Annotated in this window: 17 protein-coding genes, 1 other RNA gene and 1 pseudogene; 12 read left to right on the forward strand and 7 right to left on the reverse strand. The window is 71.4% G+C overall.

From position 1 onward, the window contains the following. Together ACTS11_RS03300 and ACTS11_RS03305 are read right to left on the reverse strand one after the other, a co-directional pair. Positions 1 to 229, reverse strand: a 229-nt coding sequence (locus ACTS11_RS03300) for an HD domain-containing protein (protein WP_442638918.1), incomplete at its 3' end; no start/stop codon positions are given. 156 nt (positions 230 to 385) lie between these two features. After that, on the reverse strand, positions 386 to 2,119 hold the full coding sequence (locus tag ACTS11_RS03305; RefSeq protein ID WP_442638919.1) for a DEAD/DEAH box helicase: 1,734 nt from the start codon (positions 2,117 to 2,119) through the stop codon (positions 386 to 388). A 245-nt stretch (positions 2,120 to 2,364) separates the two neighbouring features. Between ACTS11_RS03305 and ACTS11_RS03310 the strand changes: the two genes are divergently transcribed. Continuing rightward, positions 2,365 to 3,684 (forward strand): esterase-like activity of phytase family protein, encoded by a 1,320-nt coding sequence (locus ACTS11_RS03310; RefSeq protein WP_442638920.1) that lies wholly within the window; start codon positions 2,365 to 2,367, stop codon positions 3,682 to 3,684. Between the two features lie 4 nt (positions 3,685 to 3,688). Here ACTS11_RS03310 and ACTS11_RS03315 read toward each other — a convergent pair whose 3' ends face one another. Further along, a complete protein-coding gene (locus ACTS11_RS03315; protein WP_442638921.1) occupies positions 3,689 to 4,237 on the reverse strand; it encodes a hypothetical protein in 549 nt (182 codons plus the stop codon). A gap of 62 nt (positions 4,238 to 4,299) precedes the next feature. After that, on the reverse strand, positions 4,300 to 5,913 hold the full coding sequence (locus ACTS11_RS03320; protein ID WP_442638922.1) for a peptide chain release factor 3: 1,614 nt from the start codon (positions 5,911 to 5,913) through the stop codon (positions 4,300 to 4,302). A gap of 120 nt (positions 5,914 to 6,033) precedes the next feature. Here ACTS11_RS03320 and ACTS11_RS03325 point away from each other — a divergent pair, with 120 nt between their 5' ends. The 7 genes from ACTS11_RS03325 to ACTS11_RS03355 all read left to right on the forward strand — a co-directional run bounded on the left by ACTS11_RS03325 (position 6,034) and on the right by ACTS11_RS03355 (position 11,820). Further along, positions 6,034 to 6,813, forward strand: coding sequence for an SDR family oxidoreductase (locus ACTS11_RS03325; RefSeq protein WP_442638923.1), 780 nt, complete (start codon positions 6,034 to 6,036; stop codon positions 6,811 to 6,813). A gap of 1 nt (position 6,814) precedes the next feature. After that, positions 6,815 to 7,948 (forward strand): hypothetical protein, encoded by a 1,134-nt coding sequence (locus ACTS11_RS03330; RefSeq protein WP_442638924.1) that lies wholly within the window; start codon positions 6,815 to 6,817, stop codon positions 7,946 to 7,948. A gap of 66 nt (positions 7,949 to 8,014) precedes the next feature. Next, a complete protein-coding gene (locus tag ACTS11_RS03335) occupies positions 8,015 to 9,097 on the forward strand; it encodes an ABC transporter ATP-binding protein (RefSeq protein WP_442638925.1) in 1,083 nt (360 codons plus the stop codon). 192 nt (positions 9,098 to 9,289) lie between these two features. Beyond that, complete coding sequence (locus ACTS11_RS03340; RefSeq protein WP_442638926.1) at positions 9,290 to 9,529, forward strand: twin-arginine translocase TatA/TatE family subunit; 240 nt, start codon at positions 9,290 to 9,292, stop codon at positions 9,527 to 9,529. Between the two features lie 56 nt (positions 9,530 to 9,585). Then, positions 9,586 to 10,110: a Sec-independent protein translocase protein TatB gene (gene tatB / locus ACTS11_RS03345; protein ID WP_442638927.1), complete on the forward strand. Its 525-nt coding sequence runs from the start codon at positions 9,586 to 9,588 to the stop codon at positions 10,108 to 10,110. Next, positions 10,107 to 10,973 carry a twin-arginine translocase subunit TatC gene (gene tatC / locus ACTS11_RS03350; RefSeq protein WP_442638928.1) on the forward strand — a complete coding sequence of 289 codons (867 nt, stop codon included), beginning with the start codon at positions 10,107 to 10,109 and terminating at the stop codon, positions 10,971 to 10,973. Before tatB ends, tatC begins: the two co-directional genes overlap by 4 nt. 7 nt (positions 10,974 to 10,980) lie before the next feature. Next, positions 10,981 to 11,820 (forward strand): ATP-binding protein, encoded by an 840-nt coding sequence (locus ACTS11_RS03355; RefSeq protein ID WP_442638929.1) that lies wholly within the window; start codon positions 10,981 to 10,983, stop codon positions 11,818 to 11,820. Between the two features lie 300 nt (positions 11,821 to 12,120). Here the strand turns inward: ACTS11_RS03355 and ACTS11_RS03360 are convergent. Then, positions 12,121 to 13,044: pseudogene (locus ACTS11_RS03360) on the reverse strand (alkane 1-monooxygenase); the annotation flags it as partial. 138 nt (positions 13,045 to 13,182) lie between these two features. Here ACTS11_RS03360 and ftsY point away from each other — a divergent pair. From ftsY to ACTS11_RS03375, 3 genes are read left to right on the forward strand one after another with little or no spacing between them, the layout of a single operon-like run. Further along, positions 13,183 to 14,415, forward strand: coding sequence for a signal recognition particle-docking protein FtsY (ftsY, locus tag ACTS11_RS03365; protein WP_442638930.1), 1,233 nt, complete (start codon positions 13,183 to 13,185; stop codon positions 14,413 to 14,415). Positions 14,416 to 14,463: 48 nt separating this feature from the next. Next, complete coding sequence (locus ACTS11_RS03370; protein ID WP_442638931.1) at positions 14,464 to 15,366, forward strand: EamA family transporter; 903 nt, start codon at positions 14,464 to 14,466, stop codon at positions 15,364 to 15,366. A 10-nt stretch (positions 15,367 to 15,376) separates the two neighbouring features. Continuing rightward, positions 15,377 to 16,003 carry an inner membrane-spanning protein YciB gene (locus tag ACTS11_RS03375; RefSeq protein ID WP_442638932.1) on the forward strand — a complete coding sequence of 209 codons (627 nt, stop codon included), beginning with the start codon at positions 15,377 to 15,379 and terminating at the stop codon, positions 16,001 to 16,003. Here the strand turns inward: ACTS11_RS03375 and ACTS11_RS03380 are convergent. Then, positions 15,960 to 16,952, reverse strand: a complete 993-nt coding sequence (locus ACTS11_RS03380) for a pseudouridine synthase (RefSeq protein ID WP_442638933.1) — start codon at positions 16,950 to 16,952, stop codon at positions 15,960 to 15,962. The genes ACTS11_RS03375 and ACTS11_RS03380 overlap by 44 nt on opposite strands. A gap of 51 nt (positions 16,953 to 17,003) precedes the next feature. On the opposite strand from ACTS11_RS03380, the gene ACTS11_RS03385 reads away from it, so the two are divergent. After that, on the forward strand, positions 17,004 to 17,456 hold the full coding sequence (locus ACTS11_RS03385; RefSeq protein ID WP_442638934.1) for a nucleoside deaminase: 453 nt from the start codon (positions 17,004 to 17,006) through the stop codon (positions 17,454 to 17,456). A 362-nt stretch (positions 17,457 to 17,818) separates the two neighbouring features. Here the strand turns inward: ACTS11_RS03385 and rnpB are convergent. Continuing rightward, an RNA gene (rnpB, locus tag ACTS11_RS03390) (RNase P RNA component class A) lies at positions 17,819 to 18,194 on the reverse strand. Positions 18,195 to 18,203 lie beyond the last annotated feature (9 nt).

Here is an 18,203-nt window from a genome sequence, read left to right on the forward strand (position 1 = left end):
CGCGCGGGCCGTAGCGGGCCTCGAGGCTCTCGGGGGTCTCGCCCGCGTCCTCGATGATGTCGTGGAGAAGGCCCGCGATGGCCATGTCCTCGTCGCCGCCGGCCTCGAGCACGAGGGAGGAGACCGCCATGAGGTGCGAGATGTAGGGGATCGCCGTGCCCTTGCGGGTCTGGGCGGCATGGGCCGCGCGGGCATGGAGAAGGGCCGCGTCGAAACGCTCTGTCAGCATGGATGCTCCTTTTCGGGGGATGTTCCGCATCCGCATCGTCCGCACGCGCGAAGCGTGTCGCCGTGCAGATCAGGGATGCGAAGGGGGGGAGAGGGCGAAATCGCCCTCGCTCCGGAGACATGCGGTCGATGACGCCCCGGCAAGGGCGCCGCCGCCTCAGGCCGCGTCTTCCTCGCCGTTCGAGGGCGCGCCCTCGTCGGTCGGGGCCTCGGTCGCCTTCTTGGCGCGGCTGCGGCGCTTCTTCGGTGCGGGCTTCGCCGGTTCCCCGGCCTCGGCGGGCGCCTCTGGAGTTGCCGCCTCGGGGGCCTCCGCTTCGGGGCTCTCCACCTCGGGGGCCTCGACCTCCGCGACCTCCTCCTCCGGCGCCTCGTCCTCGTCGAGATCGAAGTCGCGCGCGGGGCCGCCACGCCGCTCGTCGAAGCTCATCGCGATGAAGCCGGGCAGGTGGTCGCCCATGCCGACGACGCTGCTGCGCTCGCCCCGGTCGCCCCTGTCACTCCGCTCGCGCCTGCCCTCGGGCCGGTCGCGCCGGCCCTCGGCGGGCTCGCGGTCGCGTTCGCGGCGGTCGGGACGGGGCGGACGGCCCTCCTCCCGGCGCTCCAGCGGCTCGGGCGCGGCCTGAACCTCCGGCGCGGCGGGTGCCGACTCCTCCCGGTCGCGGCCGCGTCCGCCACGGCGGCGGGACGGGCGCTCGCCCTTGCCCTCGTCCTCGCGGCGCGGGCGCTGCGGGCGGTCGGTGGGCGTCCAGGGCGCCTCGGCGCGGGGGATCATGGTTTCGATCAGGCTCTCGATGGCGCCGAGATACTTGCCGTCCGACGGCACGCAGAGCGTGATCGCCACGCCCTTGCGGCCCGCGCGGCCCGTGCGCCCGATGCGGTGGACGTAATCCTCGGCATGGCTCGGCACGTCGTAGTTGAAGACGTGGCTGACCGAGGGGATGTCGAGCCCGCGCGCGGCCACGTCGGAGGCCACGAGGAAGCGGATCGTCCCCGCCCGGAACCCGTCGAGCGTGCGCGTCCGGTGCGACTGGTCGAGGTCGCCGTGGATCGCCTCGGCGTTGAAGCCGTGCTTCTTCAGGGACTTCGCCACGATGTCGACGTCGACCTTGCGGTTGCAGAAGATGATCGCGTTTGTGCAGGCCTCGCCCTCGGCGTTGATCGCGGCGCGCAGCATCTCGCGCTTGTCGGCGGCGGCGGTGTCGCGGCGGGTCGGCGTGAACTCGATCAGGCGCTGCTCGATCGTGGCCGAGGTCGTGGCCTGCCGCGCCACCTCGATCCGCGCGGGGTTCGACAGGAACGTGTTGGTGATCCGCTCGATCTCGGGCGCCATGGTGGCCGAGTAGAACATCGTCTGGCGGGTGAAGGGCACGAGGCCGAAGATGCGCTCGATGTCGGGGATGAACCCCATGTCGAGCATCCGGTCGGCCTCGTCCACGACCATGACCTTCACGTCCGTGAGGATCAGCTTGCCGCGCTCGAAATGGTCGAGCAGGCGGCCGGGCGTCGCGATCAGCACGTCGACGCCCTTGTCGATGAGGGCGTCCTGCTCCTTGAAGCTGACGCCGCCGATCAGCAGCGCCTTGGTCAGCTTCACGTATTTTGCGTAGGTGTCGAAGTTTTCGGCCACCTGCGCGGCAAGCTCGCGCGTCGGGCACAGGACCAGCGAACGCGGCATCCGTGCGCGGGCGCGGCCGCGGGCCAGTGCCGTGATCATCGGCAGCGTGAAGCTCGCCGTCTTGCCGGTGCCGGTCTGCGCGATCCCGAGGACGTCGCGTCCCTCGAGGGCGGGGGGAATGGCGCCCGCCTGGATCGGGGTGGGGGTTTCGTAGCCTGCTTCGGCCACGGCCTTGAGAACCTTGGGATTAAGGTTGAGGTCGGAAAAGCTCGTCATCTGCGTCCATGATGGCCGGCGGGATCGCCCCGGCGGCGGGAGAGGATGGAGCGCAATGGGCCGGCGCGCTCCGCGTCGCGGGCCGCGCGTACCGCGACCCTGCGGGGCACATAACGCAAAAGGATTGGAGGGTCAAATTGCCTGACGCGGCTGTGCTTCGCCAGGATGCGAGGGCAGTCACGCGCAGGTTACGGATTCGCGGGAGCGTGCCTGCGTCGTCGTTCCCGTCGCGAAAGGTGATCTCCATGAAGACCGTCCTGCTCCCCGCCGCCCTCCTCATGTTCCCCGCCGCCTTGGCCGCGCAGGAGATGGTGCCCGCGACCCTCGCGGGCCACGCCGTCCTGCCGGCCTTCTCGTTCACGCCGCCGCCCGCCGATGCGCCGGCGGAGACCTGGATCTCCGGCCGCTTCACCGCCGGCACCGCGCCGGTGCGGACGCCCCTCTCGCTCGACCAGAACGGCGTTGCGCGGCCCTTCATGGGCCAGCCGTTGCAGGGTTTCTCGGGCTTCGCGCTGGCGCGGGCTGACGACGGCGCGCTTGTCGCGCTGATCGACAACGGCTTCGGCTCGCGCGCCAACAGCTCGGACGCGCTCCTCAGCTTCACGCGCGCGACCGTCGACTTCGAGACCGGCGCGATGCGGGTGGCGGCGCGCGTCTGGCTCAGCGATCCCGACCACGTCGTGCCCTTCCGCATCGTCCACGAGGCGACCGACACGCGGTATCTGACCGGCGCCGACTTCGACATCGAGAGCATCCAGGTCATCGGCGACACCGTCTTCATCGGCGACGAGTTCGGCCCCTACATCCTGACCGCGACGCTGGACGGCGTGCTGACGGGCGTGCATCCCGTCACCCTCGACGGGGTCGAGCTGCGCTCGCCCGACCACCCGGCGCTGCGCGTCCCGGCCGAGGCGGGGACCGACTGGCGCGTGCCGCGCTCGCGCGGGTTCGAGGGACTGGCGATGACGCCCGATGGCGCGACGCTCTGGGCGATGCTCGAGGGCGCGATCCTCGACGCCGAGGGCGCGGAGGAGACGGGCACCGTCCGCATCCTCGCCTTCGATCCCGGGACGCGCGCCTTCACCGGCGAGAGCCTGCGGATGCGCCTGACCGAGGGCGCCTCGGCCATCGGCGACTTCAACTTCATCGACGCGACCCGCGCTCTGGTGATCGAGCGCGACGGCGGCGAGGGGCACCCGAGCCTCGCCTGCGCCGAGGGGCAGACCGAGGGCTGCTTCCGCAACCCCGCGCGGGTAAAGCGCGTCACGCTGATCGACATGGGCCAGGTCGATGCCGAGGGCTTCGTCGCGCGGCTGGCGCAGATCGACCTCATGGACATCGCGGACCCCGACGGCCTCGCGCGGATGCCGACGGACGGCGCGGTGCCCGAGGGGCGTTTCGTCTTCCCCTTCGTCACCATCGAGAGCGTGATCGCCGAGGACGGGGAGCACATCCTCGTCGGCAACGACAACAATCTGCCCTTTTCGGCGGGGCGTCAGCTCGGCGTGGCGGACGCCAACGAGGTGATCCGCCTGCATGTGCCGGAACTATTGGCCGCGCGCTGAGCCGTCAGGCCGCGCGGGCGGAAGGATGGAGGGCGGGCGCGTAGCCCGCCCTCAGCACGTCGAGGATCGGCGCGGGCGTGAGCACGGTGGCCGGGCCCACGGGCCGGGGCCGGGGCACGCCGTAGCCGCCGGGGGTGAAGGGCAGGAGGCCGTCGCCGATGGCCAGGCAGGGCGCGCCCTCGTGCAGCACGAAGGCGCCGTCCGGCAGGGTGGCGATATCCGCGACGTGCCGCACCTGCGCCCGGCTCCGCGTCACGCGGGCGGGGTGGAGGGCCGCGTCCATCGCGGGCGCGCTTGCCGTCTCGCCCGTGGCCCGCGCCCAGGCCGCGCGGAACCGGTCGTAATCCGCGCGCCGGCATTCCGCGCAGGGCCGGTGCCCGGCGGCGAGCGCCACCGCCTCGTCGAGGAAGAACAGCTCCGTATAGGCGCCGGGCGACATCGGCACGCGGCGACGCCCCTTGAAGGAGAGGACGCACGCGATCCACGCCTTGTGCCGCCACCGCGCCGCCCCGAGCCGCCGCGCCCCGTCATGCAGGATCCCCCGGTTCCCCATGAAGAGCCCCCGCGCGGGGTCGGCGACGATCTCGCCGGTGGGCAGGACGCGGTTCTGGAGGGTCAGACCATCAACTCCTTCGTCGCCGACAGCGTCACGTCCGGGTAATCGCGCACCACGCGGTCGATGTCCCATTGCATCCGCGTGAGGTAGACGGGGTCGCCGTCATTGTCCTCGGCCATGTGCTGCTTGTTGGCGGCCATGAAGGCCTCGACCTTGGGCTTGGGGCCGCTGACCCAGCGGGCGGAGGTGAACTGCGAGGGCTCGAAGCGGACGGGCAGGCCGTACTCGATCTCGATCCGGCTCGCCAGAACCTCGAACTGGAGCGCGCCCACGACCCCCACCACGAAGCCCGAGCCGATCATCGGCTTGAAGACCTTGGCGGCCCCCTCCTCGGCGAACTGCATCAGCGCCTTGTCGAGGTGCTTGGCCTTCATCGGGTCGCCGGCGCGGCAGGTCTGCAGCAGCTCGGGCGCGAAGCTCGGGATGCCGGTGAAGCGCAGGCCCTCGCCCTCGGTCAGCGCGTCGCCGATGCGGAGCTGGCCGTGGTTGGGGATGCCGATGATGTCGCCGGCCCAGGCCTCCTCGGCGAGTTCGCGGTCGCTCGCGAGGAACAGCACGGGGTTCGTGATCGCCATGGGCTTCTTCGAGCGCACATGCGTCAGCTTCATGCCACGCTGGAAATGGCCCGAGGCGAGGCGGACGAAGGCCACGCGGTCGCGGTGCTTGGGGTCCATGTTGGCCTGCACCTTGAACACGAAGCCGGACACCTTGGCTTCCTCGGGCGCCACCTCGCGCGGCTCGGCGTGCTGGACCTGCGGCTCGGGGCCGTATTCGGCGATGCCGTCCATCAGCTCCTTCACGCCGAAGGAGTTGATGGCCGAGCCGAACCAGATCGGCGTCAGCGTGCCCTGGAGGAAGGCCGCGCGGTCCATCGGCGGCAGGAGCTCGCGCGCCATCTCGACCTCCTCGCGGAGCTTGTCGAGAAGCGCGGCCGGGATGTGCTGCGCGAGCTTCGGGTCGTCGAGGCCCTGCATCTTCACGCTCTCGGCCACGCGGTTCCGGTCGGCGCGGTCCATCAGCTCGAGCCGGTCGTGGAGGAGATCGTAGCAGCCGAGGAAGTCGCGCCCCATGCCGATGGGCCAGGAGGCGGGCGTCACGTCGATGGCGAGGTTTTCCTGGATCTCGTCGATGATCTCGAACGTGTCCCGGCTCTCGCGGTCCATCTTGTTGCAGAACGTCAGGATCGGCAGGTCGCGCAGGCGGCAGACCTCGAAGAGCTTGCGGGTCTGGCTCTCGACGCCCTTGGCGCCGTCGATGACCATGATCGCCGCGTCCACGGCGGTAAGCGTGCGGTAGGTGTCCTCGGAGAAGTCCGAGTGGCCGGGCGTGTCCACGAGGTTGAAGCGCCAGGTCCGGTAGTCGAAGGACATGGCCGAGGCGGAGACGGAGATGCCCCGGTCCTTCTCCATCTGCATGAAGTCCGAGCGCGTGCGCCGCGCCTCGCCCTTGGCGCGGACCTGCCCCGCCATCTGGATCGCGCCGCCGAAGAGGAGGAACTTCTCCGTCAGCGTCGTCTTGCCGGCGTCCGGGTGCGAGATGATCGCGAAGGTCCGCCGCCGCGCGATCTCGGGCGGCAGGGTCGGGCGGTTCGTGGGCTGGGTCGCGTCGAGCATGGGCGGGCATATAGCGGCGGGGCGGGGACGCCGCAACGCCGCTCGGCGCCGGTCGAGGCTGGCCGCGCGCGGGCGGGGCTGCTATCAGGCTCGGGCAATTCACGAACGGGAGGGACCGGGATGGATCTGGGGATCAGGGGACGGCGGGCGCTCGTCTGCGCCTCGTCGAAGGGGCTCGGGCGCGGCTGCGCCGAGGCGCTGGCGGCCGAGGGCGTGGACCTCGTCCTGAACGCGCGCGGCGCCGAGGCGCTGGAGGCCACCGCGCAGGCGATCCGCAACGCCTATGGGGTGAACGTGACCGCCATCGCCGCCGACATCACCACCGAGGAGGGCCGCGCGAAGGTCCTCGACGCCGCGGGCGAGATCGACATCCTCGTGACTAACGCGGGCGGCCCGCCGCCCGGCCTCTGGTCCGACTGGGGGCGCGAGGACTTCATCAAGGCGCTCGACGCCAACATGCTGACGCCCATCGCGCTGATGTCCGCGCTGATGCCGAAGATGATCGAGCGGCGCTGGGGCCGCGTCGTCAACATCACCTCGCAGTCGGTGAAGGCGCCGATCCCGGCGCTGGGCCTCTCGAACGCGGCGCGGACGGGTCTGACGGGCTATGTCGCGGGCACCGCGCGGCAGGTCGCGCAATACGGCGTGATCGTGAACAACATGCTGCCCGGCATCCATGCGACCGACCGCGCGATCTCGCTCGACGGGGCGGTGTCGAAGAACGAGGGCATCAGCATGGACGAGGCGAAGAAGCGCCGCGAGGCCACGATCCCCGCCCGCCGCTACGGCACGGCGGAGGAGTTCGGGCGGATGTGCGCCTTCCTCTGCTCGGAGCACGCGGGCTTCATCGTGGCGCAGAACATCCTGCTCGACGGCGGCGGCACGAACGCGACGATCTGACATGGAGGAGGGGGCGGGCTTCTCGCTGAAGGACCACCTCTTCAACGCCGACAGCCTCGGCGATCTGGCGGCGGACTTCGCGCGGGGCGTGCCGGGGTTCCCGGCGCGCGCCTTCCTCGACCGGGTGCTGCCGGGGCTGGCCGAGCGCACGCTCCTCGACCGGATCGACTGGATCGCCGACTGCCTCGAGCCGCATCTCGCGCCCGACTTCGCGACGATGGCGGACCAGATCGAGGCCGCGCTGCCGCCGCCTCTCGACCCGGCGCTGACGGATAACGACTTCGGGCGGTTCATCCACGCGGTGCCGGGCGTCCTGGCCGTCCGGCACGGGCTGAGCGATGCGCACCTGCCCCGCGCGCTCGACCTCCTCGAGGCCGCGACGCAGCGTTTCTCGATGGAATTCTACATCCGCCCCTTCCTCAACGCCTTCCCCGACCCGGTGATGGCGCGGCTTGCGGACTGGACGGGACATCCGAACTACCACGTCCGCAGGCTGGTCAGCGAAGGCACGCGCCCCCGGCTGCCCTGGGCGCGCAACATCGAGGCCGAGCCGCGCGGGATGCTGCCCTTCCTGACCGCGCTCCATGGCGATCCGACGCGCTACGTGACCCGCTCGGTCGCCAACCACCTGAACGACCTCGCGCGGATCGACGCGGACCTCGTGCTCGGGACGCTGGCGACCTGGCGCGGGGCGGGGCGGCAGGCGGCGCGCGAGCTCGACTGGATGACGCGCCACGCGCTCCGCACGCTGGTGAAGGAAGGCCATCCCGGCGCCATGGCCGCGCTGGGCTACGACCCGGAGGCGGAGGTCGCGGCGACCCTCTCGGTCGAGCCCGCCGCGCCCCGGATCGGCGGCACGGCCCGGATCGTCGCGACGCTGAGCGCGCCCGGGGCGATTCCGGTCCTCGTGGACTACATCGTCTGGTTCCGCCGCCCGGGCGGACGCGAGAGCGCGAAGGTCCACAAGCTGAAGACCGCAACCCTTCGCGCCGGACAACCGCTGCGCCTCGAGAAGTCCCACCGCTTCAAGGGTGACGCCACGACCTACGCGCTGGTGCCGGGGCCTCACCGCGTCGCGCTTCAGGTCAACGGCCGCATCCGCGCCGAGACGGTGATCGACCTGCGACCGGGCTGAGCTTGCCACCTCGCCGGGGGCCTGTTACCTGCGATATCCGATCCAAATTCTCGGTCTTTCGCGCAGATGCCCACGCCCCCCCGCCTCGAGGTCGACCATATCCGCTGCCAGTTCGACGGCCGCGTGGTCGTGCGGGACGTGTCCTTCGCCGTCGGTGCGGGCGAGATCCTGTGCCTGCTCGGCCCCTCGGGGTGCGGCAAATCGACGGTGCTCAGGACCATCGCGGGGATCGAGCGGCAGGTGGGCGGGCGCATCCTCGCGGACGGGACGGTCCTGTCGGACGACACCCGCCACCTGCCGCCCGAGAAGCGGGGCATCGGCCTCATCTTCCAGGACTTCGCGCTCTTCCCGCACCTGAGCGTGGCGCAGAACGTCGCCTTCGGCCTCTCGGGCAGCCGCGCCGAGGTGCGGGAGCGGGTGAACGCCCTCCTCGAGCGGGTCGACCTCCATGGCTACGCCGAGAAGTCGCCGCACATGCTCTCGGGCGGCGAGCAGCAGCGCGTGGCGCTCGCCCGCGCGATGGCGCCGCGCCCGCGGATCATGCTGATGGACGAGCCTTTCTCGGGCCTCGACAACCGCCTCAGGGACGGCATCCGCGACGAGACGCTCCAGCTCCTCAAGGAGGACGGGACGGCGGTGGTCCTCGTCACGCACGAGCCGGAGGAGGCCATGCGCATGGCCGACCAGATCGCCCTGATGCGGGGCGGCGAGATCGTGCAGGTGGGCGCGCCCTACAACGTCTACAACGCGCCCTGCGACCGCGCGGCGGCGGCCTTCTTCAGCGACATCAACGTGGTCACGGGCACGGTGAACGGCGCGCTCACGACCACCGCCTTCGGCGAGTTCCTCGCGCCGGGCTATGCCGACGGCAGCGTGGTGGACATCGTCTTCCGCCCGCAGCACGTGAAGATCGACTTCGACCGGGGCGGGCGCGGGCCCAACCCCACGCCGCAGGACGGCACGCCCGCGCGGGGGGTCGTCGAGCGCGCGCGCTTCATGGGGCACGAGAGCCTCGTGGAGTTCCGCATGGACTTCGACGGCGGCATCCTCCGGGCGACGGTGCCGAACGTATTCCTGCCGCGGGCCGGCACTCCGCTCTGGCTCTCGGTGCGGCGCGACCGCTGCTTCGTCTTCCCGCACCGCGCCTGACGCGGGATCGGCGCAGGTGCGCCGACCGCATCGCCCGTCGGCCCTTGCGGGAGTCCCCCCCGACCTTGTAAACCTGCCCGGCCCGAGCCATTTGGGCTTTGATCTCCCGGGCCGAGACCATACCTATGGGGGACAATGCTGTCACAGGCGGCGAGGGGCTCTGGCGCCACCGCGCCGCGAAGGGAGACGAACATGCTCAACAACATCGGACCGGCGGGCCTTCTGCTGATCGCAATCGTCGTCCTGGTCCTGTTCGGCCGCGGCAAGATCGCGAGCCTGATGGGCGAGGTCGGCAAGGGGATCACCGCGTTCAAGCGCGGCGTGAAGGATTCGACCGAGGAGATCGAGAACGCCTCGACCACCGCCGACGGATCGGCCGCCCGCGACGTCACGCCGGGCCGCGACGCGGCGCGCGAGCGCGACAACGTCTGACCCGAACCGGATCTGCCCGACCGTGCACCGGGTCGCTTCATTGAGGGTCCGCCGCGATGCCTGACATCGGCTGGATGGAACTGCTTGTGATCGGCGTCGTCGCGCTGATCGTGGTCGGCCCCAAGGACCTGCCCGTGATGTTCCGTCGCCTGGGCCAGTTCACCGGGCGCATCCGGGCCATGGCGCGCGACTTCCAGCGCGCGATGGACGAGGCGGCCGACGAAAGCGGGATGAGCGAGCTGAACCGCGACCTGCGCAAGGCCGCGAAATACACCCGCAACCCCGCAAAGGCGGGACGCGATGCGCTGAAGGACGCCTTCGGCGACATCGACCCCACCAAGTTCCCCGAGGGCAGCCACACCCGCGCCGCCGCCGAGAAGCGCAACGCCGAGGCCAAGGCCGCGCGGGAGAAGGCGGACACGCTGCGCGCTGCGCGCGACGACCGGGCCGAGGAAGGGGCGCCCGCCTCGCCCGCGGCGGCCGCCGCACAGGGCGCACCGGCCCCCGCCCAGCCGAGGCCCGCGTCTGCCGTCGGTGAGACCGCGGCGGAACGCCCGCGCACCGGGACCGAGGGATCATGAGCGCCCAGGACGATATCGAGGACTCGTCGGCCCCGTTGATCGAGCACCTGGCGGAGCTCCGGACACGCCTCATCCGCTCGGTCCTCGCCTTCACGGTGGCGATGGTCGCCTGCTTCACGGTGGCCGAGCCGATCCTCGAGTTCATCTCGCAGCCGCTCGCCAACGTGCTGCGCGCGCGCGGCGAGGATGCGCGCCTGATCTTCACGGCGCCGCAGGAGAAGTTCTTCGTCCTGATCCGGATCTCGATCATCATGGGCTTCGCGGTGTCCTTCCCGATCATCGCGCACCAGCTCTGGCGCTTCGTGGCGCCGGGGCTCTACCGCTCCGAGAAATCGGCGATCCTGCCCTTCCTCGTGGCCTCGCCGCTCCTGTTCCTGCTCGGCGCCTCCTTCGCGCATTACGTGGTGACGCCGCTGGCCATGAACTTCTTCATCGGCTTCTCGGACGCCATTCCGGCGCTCGCGAACCTCGTGGCGGGGGACGGCACGTTCTCCAACCCCGACGGCCCGAACGAGGAACTCCAGACCGTCTTCCTCGGCTCGATCCGCGAGTCGCTCGACCTCGCGCTCAAGTTCATCTTCGCCTTCGGCCTCTGCTTCCAGCTCCCCGTGCTGCTGACGCTGCTGGGCAAGGCGGGGCTCGTGTCGGCCGAGGGGCTCGGCAACGTGCGCAAGTACGCGGTCGTCGGCATTCTCGTCCTCGCCGCGCTGGTGACGCCGCCCGACGTGGTGACGCAGCTCATCCTCTTCGTCGTGGTCTACGGCCTCTACGAGGTCTCGATCCAGCTCGTCCGCCTCGTCGAGCGGAGCCGCAACCGCCGTCTCCGCGAGGAAGGCATCCTCGAAGAGGGCGAGGAGTTCTGACGGCCCGATGACGGACGAGACCCTGACCCGCATCGCCGAGGCGCTGGAGCGTCTGCGCCCGCCTCCCGCCAGCCCGCCCGACTGGCGCGCGGCGGAGGCCTTCGTCTGGCACGCGGACCCCGACCGGCTCGACCCCGTGCCCCGGGTGAACCGGGTGGAGCTCGACCTCCTCCACGGCATCGGGCGGGCCCGCGACACACTCCTGCAGAACACGCGCCAGTTCGCGGCCGGGCTGCCCGCCAACAACGCGCTCCTCTGGGGGGCGCGGGGGATGGGCAAGTCCTCGCTCGTGAAGGCCGTTCACGGCACGGTCGCGCGCGAGGTGCCGGGCCTGGCGCTCGTCGAGATGCAGCGCGAGGACCTGCCCTCGATCGGGCGTCTCCTGACGCTCCTGCGCGCGGCCCCCGTGCGCGTGATCCTCTTCTGCGACGACCTCTCCTTCAGCCACGACGACCAGCACTACAAGTCGCTGAAGGCCGTGCTCGACGGCGGCGTCGAGGGGCGGCCCGAGAACGTCGTCTTCTACGCCACCTCGAACCGCCGCCACCTCATGCCGCGCGACATGATCGAGAACGAGCGTTCGACCGCGATCAGCCCCTCCGAGGCGACCGAGGAGAAGGTCTCGCTGTCGGATCGCTTCGGCCTCTGGCTCGGGTTCCATCCCTGCACGCAGGACGAATACCTAGCCATGGTGCGCGGCTACTGCGACGCCTACGGGTTAGAGATCGCGGAGGCGGCCCTGCGAGCCGAGGCGATCGAGTGGCAGGCGACGCGCGGATCGCGCTCGGGGCGCGTGGCGTGGCAGTTCTTCACCGATCTCGCGGGACGTCACGGCGTCCGCATCTGAGCGCGGCGAGACGACCAGGCGCTGCACCCGGTCGATGATCTCGAAATCCTCCTCCGGCACGGAGGGCAGCGGGCTCAGGTCCGTCCGGCCGAGCGGCACGCGTTCGGCGTCGGGGGCCTGCGTGTGGGCCTCCGCTGGGCCCTCGGTGGGGGTCTCCGGTGCGGGGGCAGGGGCCGCGCCCGCCTCGATCCGCGCGGCGGCGGCCTCCATGACCTTCAGCGCGCGGCGGTCCATCATCCGGCGCCAGAGCGGCGGGATCGTCGCGATCATCGCCATCACGGGCAGCGAGCCCGGCAGCCGCGGCGCCTCGGCCGCCGGATCGAGCCGGTCATAGGGCCGGTCGGGGTGCATGTGGTGCTCGGAATGGGCGGGCGCGTTCATCATCAGGTAGCTCGAGAAGCCGCGCGGCGCGTTCCAGCTGTGGTGCGGGCCGACCGGCTCGAGGCGGCCGGACGGCAGCTCCAGCCGTTGAAGCCCGTAATGCTGCACGTAGTCCGACAGGAGGATCTGGAGGCCCGACAAGAGCACGAGGCCGAGATAGGCGAGGATGCCCACGGGCCCCGCCAGAGCCGCCGCGAGGAGCAGCGCCACCGCCTCGCCGCCCACCCAGGCCCAGTAGGGATTGCGCAGGTTGCGCGGCCCGAAGCCCTGCCGCTCCAGCCGGTCCTCCTCGCAGGCCAGGCCCGCGCGGAAGGATTCGGCCCAGGCGCGCGGCAGGTAGGCCCAGAACCCCTCGCCCGGCAGGGGGGTGTTCGGGTCCTCCCAGGTGCCGACATGGCGGTGGTGGACGAGCCGGTGGGCCGAGACATGGTGCCCGAAGCCGACCGAGGTATAGACCGCCCCGCCGAGCATGCGCAGCCCGCACCCTGAGCGGTGGATCAGCTCGTGCGCGTTCGGATGGCTCACCTGCCCGATGAAGGAGGCCGTCGCGAAGAACAGCGCGGCCTTCTGCCAAAGGGACAGGTCCGGCCCCGCGAGCGCGAGGAGGGTCACGGGAAGGAGAACGAAGTGCCCGACGGCCAGCGCGACCGACAGCCTTTCGGACCCGCGTGCCTCCGCGCCGGGCCGCGCCGCGGGCCGCGCGAGCAGCCCGTCGAGCAGCGCCGCCACGAGCGTCAGCCAGACCAGCGCCGCCACCGCGAAGCCGCCCCAGACGGTCGCGCCGAGCAGGAGCAGGACCAGCGGCGTGAGGGTGACGATCGCGTAGCGGGCGATGGCAGGCATCTTCACTGAGCTCCCCTTCAGGCGGCAGCATAGCTGCACCAGCAATCTGGCGAAAGCGTGGCGGGCGCCGGGCGGACTTCCATCCCCGCGCGGGGCGTATTAGGTCAGGGCGGTCCCTGCACGAAAGGCCCGCGCCCCATGTCCTTCTTCAAGAAGCTCAAGGATCGCATGTTCAAGTCGTCCTCGAAGCTCGACGAGGGGCTCGACGCGATCATCGAGGAGGGCGCGGCCGAGGCGGAGGACCGGGACGAGGACGAACGCGACCTTCCGGTGACGGAAGCGCGGCGGCCCGAGCCCGAACCGGAGCGCGAGCCCGAGCCCGAGGCCGAGCCGGAGGCGGAGCTCCCGCAGGCCCGGCCCGAGCCCGCGCGCCCGCCCCAACCGCCCGTGCAGCCAGCCCGGCCCGAGCCCGCGCCCCCCTCCGAACCGCCGGTGCCGGCCGCCGATCTCGTGCCCGAGACCCCCGCGCCCGCGGCCCCGGCGCGCCCGGGCCTTCTCGGCCGCCTCATGGGCCGTTCCGCGCCCGCCGCGCCCCGGCGCGCGCTCGACGACGACATGCTCGAGCAGCTCGAGGAGCTGCTGATCGCCTCCGATATGGGGGTGGAGACGGCGATGCGCGTCACCGCCAACATCGCCGAGGGCCGCCACGGCCGCATGATGAGCGCGGCCGACATCAAGGCGCTGCTGGCGGCCGAGATCGCCCGCGTGATGGAGCCGGTCGCCCGTCCCCTGCCGCTCTACCCGAAGAAGCCGCAGGTCGTGCTGGTCGTGGGTGTGAACGGCTCGGGCAAGACGACGACCATCGGCAAGCTCGCCTCGCAGTTCCGCGCCGCCGGGAAGACCGTGGTGATCGCCGCGGGCGACACGTTCCGCGCGGCGGCGGTCGAACAGCTCCAGATCTGGGGCGACCGCGCGGGGGTGCCCGTGCTGACCGCGCCCGAGGGCTCGGACCCCGCCGCGCTCGCCTACGACGCGATGGGCCGGGCCGAGGCGGAGGGCGCCGACCTCCTGATGATCGACACGGCCGGGCGGCTCCAGAACCGCGCCGACCTGATGGAGGAGCTCGCCAAGATCGTGCGCGTGATCCGCAAGCGCGACCCCGACGCGCCGCACAACACGCTCCTCGTCCTCGACGCCACCACGGGGCAGAACGCGCTCAACCAGGTCGAGATCTTCCGCAAAATGGCCGATGTCTCGGGCCTCGTGATGACCAAGCTCGACGGCACCGCCAAGGGCGGTGTCCTCGTGGCGCTCGCCGACCGCTTCGGCCTGCCGATCCATGCCATCGGCGTGGGTGAGCAGATTGACGATCTGCAACCTTTCGACCCGCAGGATTTTGCATATGCCCTGGTCGGGGTAGACGAAACCTGACATCCATCCCGCGCCTGTGAGCAAGTCTCCACCCACACGTCCGCCGCGATGAGCGACTGGATTCTCGCCATCGAGGGGACCGAGGCCGCGCCGCGTCTCGCCATGGCGCTGGCACTCCTCGCGGCCTTTCTCCACGCGGTCTTCGGCGCGCTCCAGAAGGGACGGCACGACCCGCTTCTCGCGCGGGGCGTCATCGACGCCTCCTACGGGCTGATGGCCGCGCCCTTCGCCTTCTTCGTCGTGCCCTGGCCCGAGCCGCACATGTGGCCGATCTTCGCCGGCGCCTTCGTCATCCACGCGCTCTACAAGTGGGCCACGCTCGCCGCCTACCGGCGCGGCGCCTTCACCGTGGTCTACCCGGTGATGCGGGGGACCGGGCCGCTCTTCGCCGTCATCGGCGCCTGGCTCATCTTCGGGGAGAGCTTCGCGCCCCTCCAGTGGCTCGGGGTGGGCGTGCTGCTGGCCGGTCTCTACGGGCTCGCGCTCTGGAACATGGCGCATGTCACGGTGGCGCGCGACACGCTGGTGCCCGCGCTCTGGTTCGCGGTGCTGACGGGCCTCTTCGTCGCGCTCTACACCACCTACGACGCCTACGGCATCCGCGCGGCGGCCGATCCCTTCACCTTCCTCGCCTGGTTCTTCTTCATCGACGGGCTGCTCTACCCGTTCCTCGCCTGGGCCTTCTGGCGCCGCCTGCCCGAGAAACCGCCCATCGGGCCGCTCGCGCTCCGCGGCGTCTTCGGCGGGCTCGTCGCCTTCGCGAGCTTCGGCTCGATCATGCTGGCGACCCGCCTCGACAGTGTGGGCGAGGCCGCCGTCCTGCGCGAGACATCGACCGTCTTCGCCGCCGCAATCGGCTGGCTGTTCCTGAAGGAGAGCATCGGCCCCGTCCGCCTCGCGCTCATGGGGTTGATCGCGGGCGGAGCGGTGATAGTTGAGTTCGGAGGATAAGGACGGGCGGATGCGCGACAGACCGATCAATCCATGGCTGAAGACCGGGCTCGAGCTCGGGCCGCCGCTCCTGTTCTTCCTGGCCTACATGCGCTTCCAGGACACGTCGCTGACGGTCGGGGGCACGCAATACGACGGCTTCATCCTCGTCACGGCGGCCTTCGTGCCGCTGCTTCTCGCCTCGATCGCGATCCTTTGGAAGCTGACCGGCCAGATCAGCCGCATCCAGGTCTTCACCGCCGTCATGGTGATCGTCTTCGGCGGGCTCACGGTCTGGCTCAACGACGAGCGCTTCTTCAAGATGAAGACCACGCTGGTCTACGGCTTCTTCGCGGTGACGCTGGGGATCGGCCTCCTGCGCGGACAGTCCTGGCTCAAGTTCCTCATGGGCGAGCTCCTGCCCATGCGCCACGAGGGCTGGATGATCCTGACGCGGCGCATCACCGGGGCCTTCGCGCTGATGGCGGTGGCGAACGAGGCCGTCTGGCGCACGCAGTCGACCGAGTTCTGGGTGACGTTCGAGACCTTCGGCCTGCCGGCCTTTCTCTTCGTCGTCTTCATGAGCCAGGCGAAGCTGATCGAGCGCTACGCGATCAGCTCCGGGACTTCGGAGGAGGACGCCTCGAAGCGCCCCTAGCGCTGCCGCCCCCGGCGGGCGTCCGTCCGGAGGGCGCCGCCCCGGACCGGTCGCCCGGCTTCGATCCCGTCTTCCGATCCGCCTTCGATCCCGCCTTCGGTTCCGGTCGCGCGCCCGGCTTGCCACCCGCTCCGGCCCCGGGCTTGCGGAGGGGCTTGCCGCCCGGCTTCGGTCCCGCCGGCTTCGGCGCCTTGCCGGGCGCCTTCTTCACCGCGTGCCCCTCGACGAGTTCGGGCATGCCGAGCTGTTCGGCCATGACGCGCGGCTTCACCTCCTCGACCTCGCCCTCGGCCAGCGCGCCGAGCCGGAAGGGCCCGTAGGAGACGCGGATCAGCCGGTTCACCTCGAAGCCGATATCGCCGAGCGCGCGCCGGATCTCGCGGTTCTTGCCCTCGCGCAGGCCGATGGTGAGCCAGGCGTTCGCACCCTGCTGCCGGTCGATGGCGACCTGCATCGGCTGGTAGCGCACCCCCTCGACCTCGATCCCGCGCCGCAGCGGCTCGAGGTCCGCCTCGGCGGGCGCCCCCTTGATCCGCACGCGGTAGCGCCTGAGCCAGCCCGTGCTCGGCAGTTCCAGCCGCCGCTTGATCTCGCCGTCGTTGGTCAGCAGGAGCAACCCTTCCGACGTGAGGTCGAGCCGCCCGACGCTCATCACCCGCGGCATCCCGTCGGGCAGCGCCTCGAAGACGGTGCGCCGCCCCTTCTCGTCGGCGGTCGTGGTCACGAGCCCCGCGGGCTTGTGGTAGAGCCAGAGCCGGGCGCGTTCGGGCGGGGCGAGCGGCCTGCCGTCCACCGTGATCCGGTCGGCGCCGGTGACGTTCAGCGCGGGACTGTCGATGACCTTGCCGTTCACGGCGACGCGGCCCGCCTCGATCATGCGCTCCGCCTCCCGGCGCGAGGCGACCCCGGCGCGGCTCAAGACCTTGGCGATGCGGTCTCCGTCACCCATCCAACTCCCCTAGCGGTTTGACGGCGCCGGGAAAAGCGGCAAGAGAGGCGCATGGGCGAATTCCGCGGGTTCATGCAAGACGCGCTCGAGGAGGCGCGGGCCGCCGCCTCCCGCGGCGAGGTGCCGGTCGGGGCGGTGATCGTGCGCGACGGGAAGGTACTCGCGCGCGCCGGCAACCGGATGCGGGAACTGACCGACCCCACGGCGCATGCCGAGATGTTGGCGATCCGCGCCGCCTGCGCGGCGCTCGGCTCCGGGCGGCTGACGGGCTGCGATCTCTGGGTGACGCTCGAACCCTGTCCCGCCTGCGCCGGCGCGATCGCCGCGGCGCGCCTCTCGCGGCTCTACTACGGCGCGCCGGACCCGAAGTCGGGCGGTGTCCACCACGGGCCGCGCGTCTTCGACCACCCCCAGGCGCACTGGTCGCCCGAGATCTACGGCGGGATCGGCGAGGAGACCTCGGCGCGGCTGCTCCGCGACTTCTTCGCGGCGCGGCGGGGGTAGCGCGCGTCCGGGGGCCCCCTCCGGGGACCGCCCGGCCGCGCGCTGCGGGGGCGCTGCCCCCGGCGCCTCCGGCGCTCCCCCGGAGTTTTCGGCCAGGATGAAGGGGAGCGTCAGGAGTTCGTTAACCGATTCGCGAGAGGCTGACCCTGCGCCGGAAGCTGGAGAGCGACCCGGCGTCCAGGGTGAAGCCCCCTGTTCCGGTTGCGGTCCGAGGCGGATACGGCCGGGGCGGGGGGTGACCGCCCTCTCCCTTCATCCTGGCAAAAAACCTCCCGCCGGAGGCAGGGCCGAGCCGGCGCCCCGCAGGGGCGCGGTCGAGAGGAAGGGAACACGCCGAAGGCGTTCCTTCGGATCGGATGACCATGCGCGGAGGGCCTGTAAGCCGGATTCTGTCCCCGGGGCCGTGACCCCGATGGGTGACCATTCCTCTGGGCCCCGCGTCGCCGCGGGGCTCGAGCTGCCAACCCGGACCGCTGGGGTGAAGCGCCCCGTCGCGCGGTCCCTATTCGGCATTGCTCCCGGTGGGGCTTGCCGTGCCGCCCCCGTTGCCGGGGACGCGGTGGGCTCTTACCCCACCTTTTCACCCTTGCCGCGTATCCCCGGAGGGACGGCCGCGGCGGTCTCTTTTCTGTGGCGCTTTCCGTCGGATCGCTCCGCCCGGGCGTTACCCGGCACCGTTGCTTCAGGGAGTCCGGACTTTCCTCGGACCTCTCGGTCCGCGGCCACCCGGCCCTCCGCGCCATCGCG

It is taken from the genome of Roseicyclus sp. (genome assembly GCF_052168335.1).
Taxonomy (GTDB): domain Bacteria; phylum Pseudomonadota; class Alphaproteobacteria; order Rhodobacterales; family Rhodobacteraceae; genus Roseibacterium.

Bases quoted from the DNA above. Each gene is read 5' to 3' on its own strand.
- ACTS11_RS03305 (WP_442638919.1), bottom strand. From the start codon at position 2,119: ATGACGAGCTTTTCCGACCTCAACCTTAATCCCAAGGTTCTCAAGGCC.
- ACTS11_RS03310 (WP_442638920.1), top strand. From the start codon at position 2,365: ATGAAGACCGTCCTGCTCCCCGCCGCCCTCCTCATGTTCCCCGCCGCC.
- ACTS11_RS03315 (WP_442638921.1), bottom strand. From the start codon at position 4,237: ATGGGGAACCGGGGGATCCTGCATGACGGGGCGCGGCGGCTCGGGGCG.
- ACTS11_RS03320 (WP_442638922.1), bottom strand. From the start codon at position 5,913: ATGCTCGACGCGACCCAGCCCACGAACCGCCCGACCCTGCCGCCCGAG.
- ACTS11_RS03325 (WP_442638923.1), top strand. From the start codon at position 6,034: ATGGATCTGGGGATCAGGGGACGGCGGGCGCTCGTCTGCGCCTCGTCG.
- ACTS11_RS03330 (WP_442638924.1), top strand. From the start codon at position 6,815: ATGGAGGAGGGGGCGGGCTTCTCGCTGAAGGACCACCTCTTCAACGCC.
- ACTS11_RS03335 (WP_442638925.1), top strand. From the start codon at position 8,015: ATGCCCACGCCCCCCCGCCTCGAGGTCGACCATATCCGCTGCCAGTTC.
- ACTS11_RS03340 (WP_442638926.1), top strand. From the start codon at position 9,290: ATGCTCAACAACATCGGACCGGCGGGCCTTCTGCTGATCGCAATCGTC.
- tatB (WP_442638927.1), top strand. From the start codon at position 9,586: ATGCCTGACATCGGCTGGATGGAACTGCTTGTGATCGGCGTCGTCGCG.
- tatC (WP_442638928.1), top strand. From the start codon at position 10,107: ATGAGCGCCCAGGACGATATCGAGGACTCGTCGGCCCCGTTGATCGAG.
- ACTS11_RS03355 (WP_442638929.1), top strand. From the start codon at position 10,981: ATGACGGACGAGACCCTGACCCGCATCGCCGAGGCGCTGGAGCGTCTG.
- ftsY (WP_442638930.1), top strand. From the start codon at position 13,183: ATGTCCTTCTTCAAGAAGCTCAAGGATCGCATGTTCAAGTCGTCCTCG.
- ACTS11_RS03370 (WP_442638931.1), top strand. From the start codon at position 14,464: ATGAGCGACTGGATTCTCGCCATCGAGGGGACCGAGGCCGCGCCGCGT.
- ACTS11_RS03375 (WP_442638932.1), top strand. From the start codon at position 15,377: ATGCGCGACAGACCGATCAATCCATGGCTGAAGACCGGGCTCGAGCTC.
- ACTS11_RS03380 (WP_442638933.1), bottom strand. From the start codon at position 16,952: ATGGGTGACGGAGACCGCATCGCCAAGGTCTTGAGCCGCGCCGGGGTC.
- ACTS11_RS03385 (WP_442638934.1), top strand. From the start codon at position 17,004: ATGGGCGAATTCCGCGGGTTCATGCAAGACGCGCTCGAGGAGGCGCGG.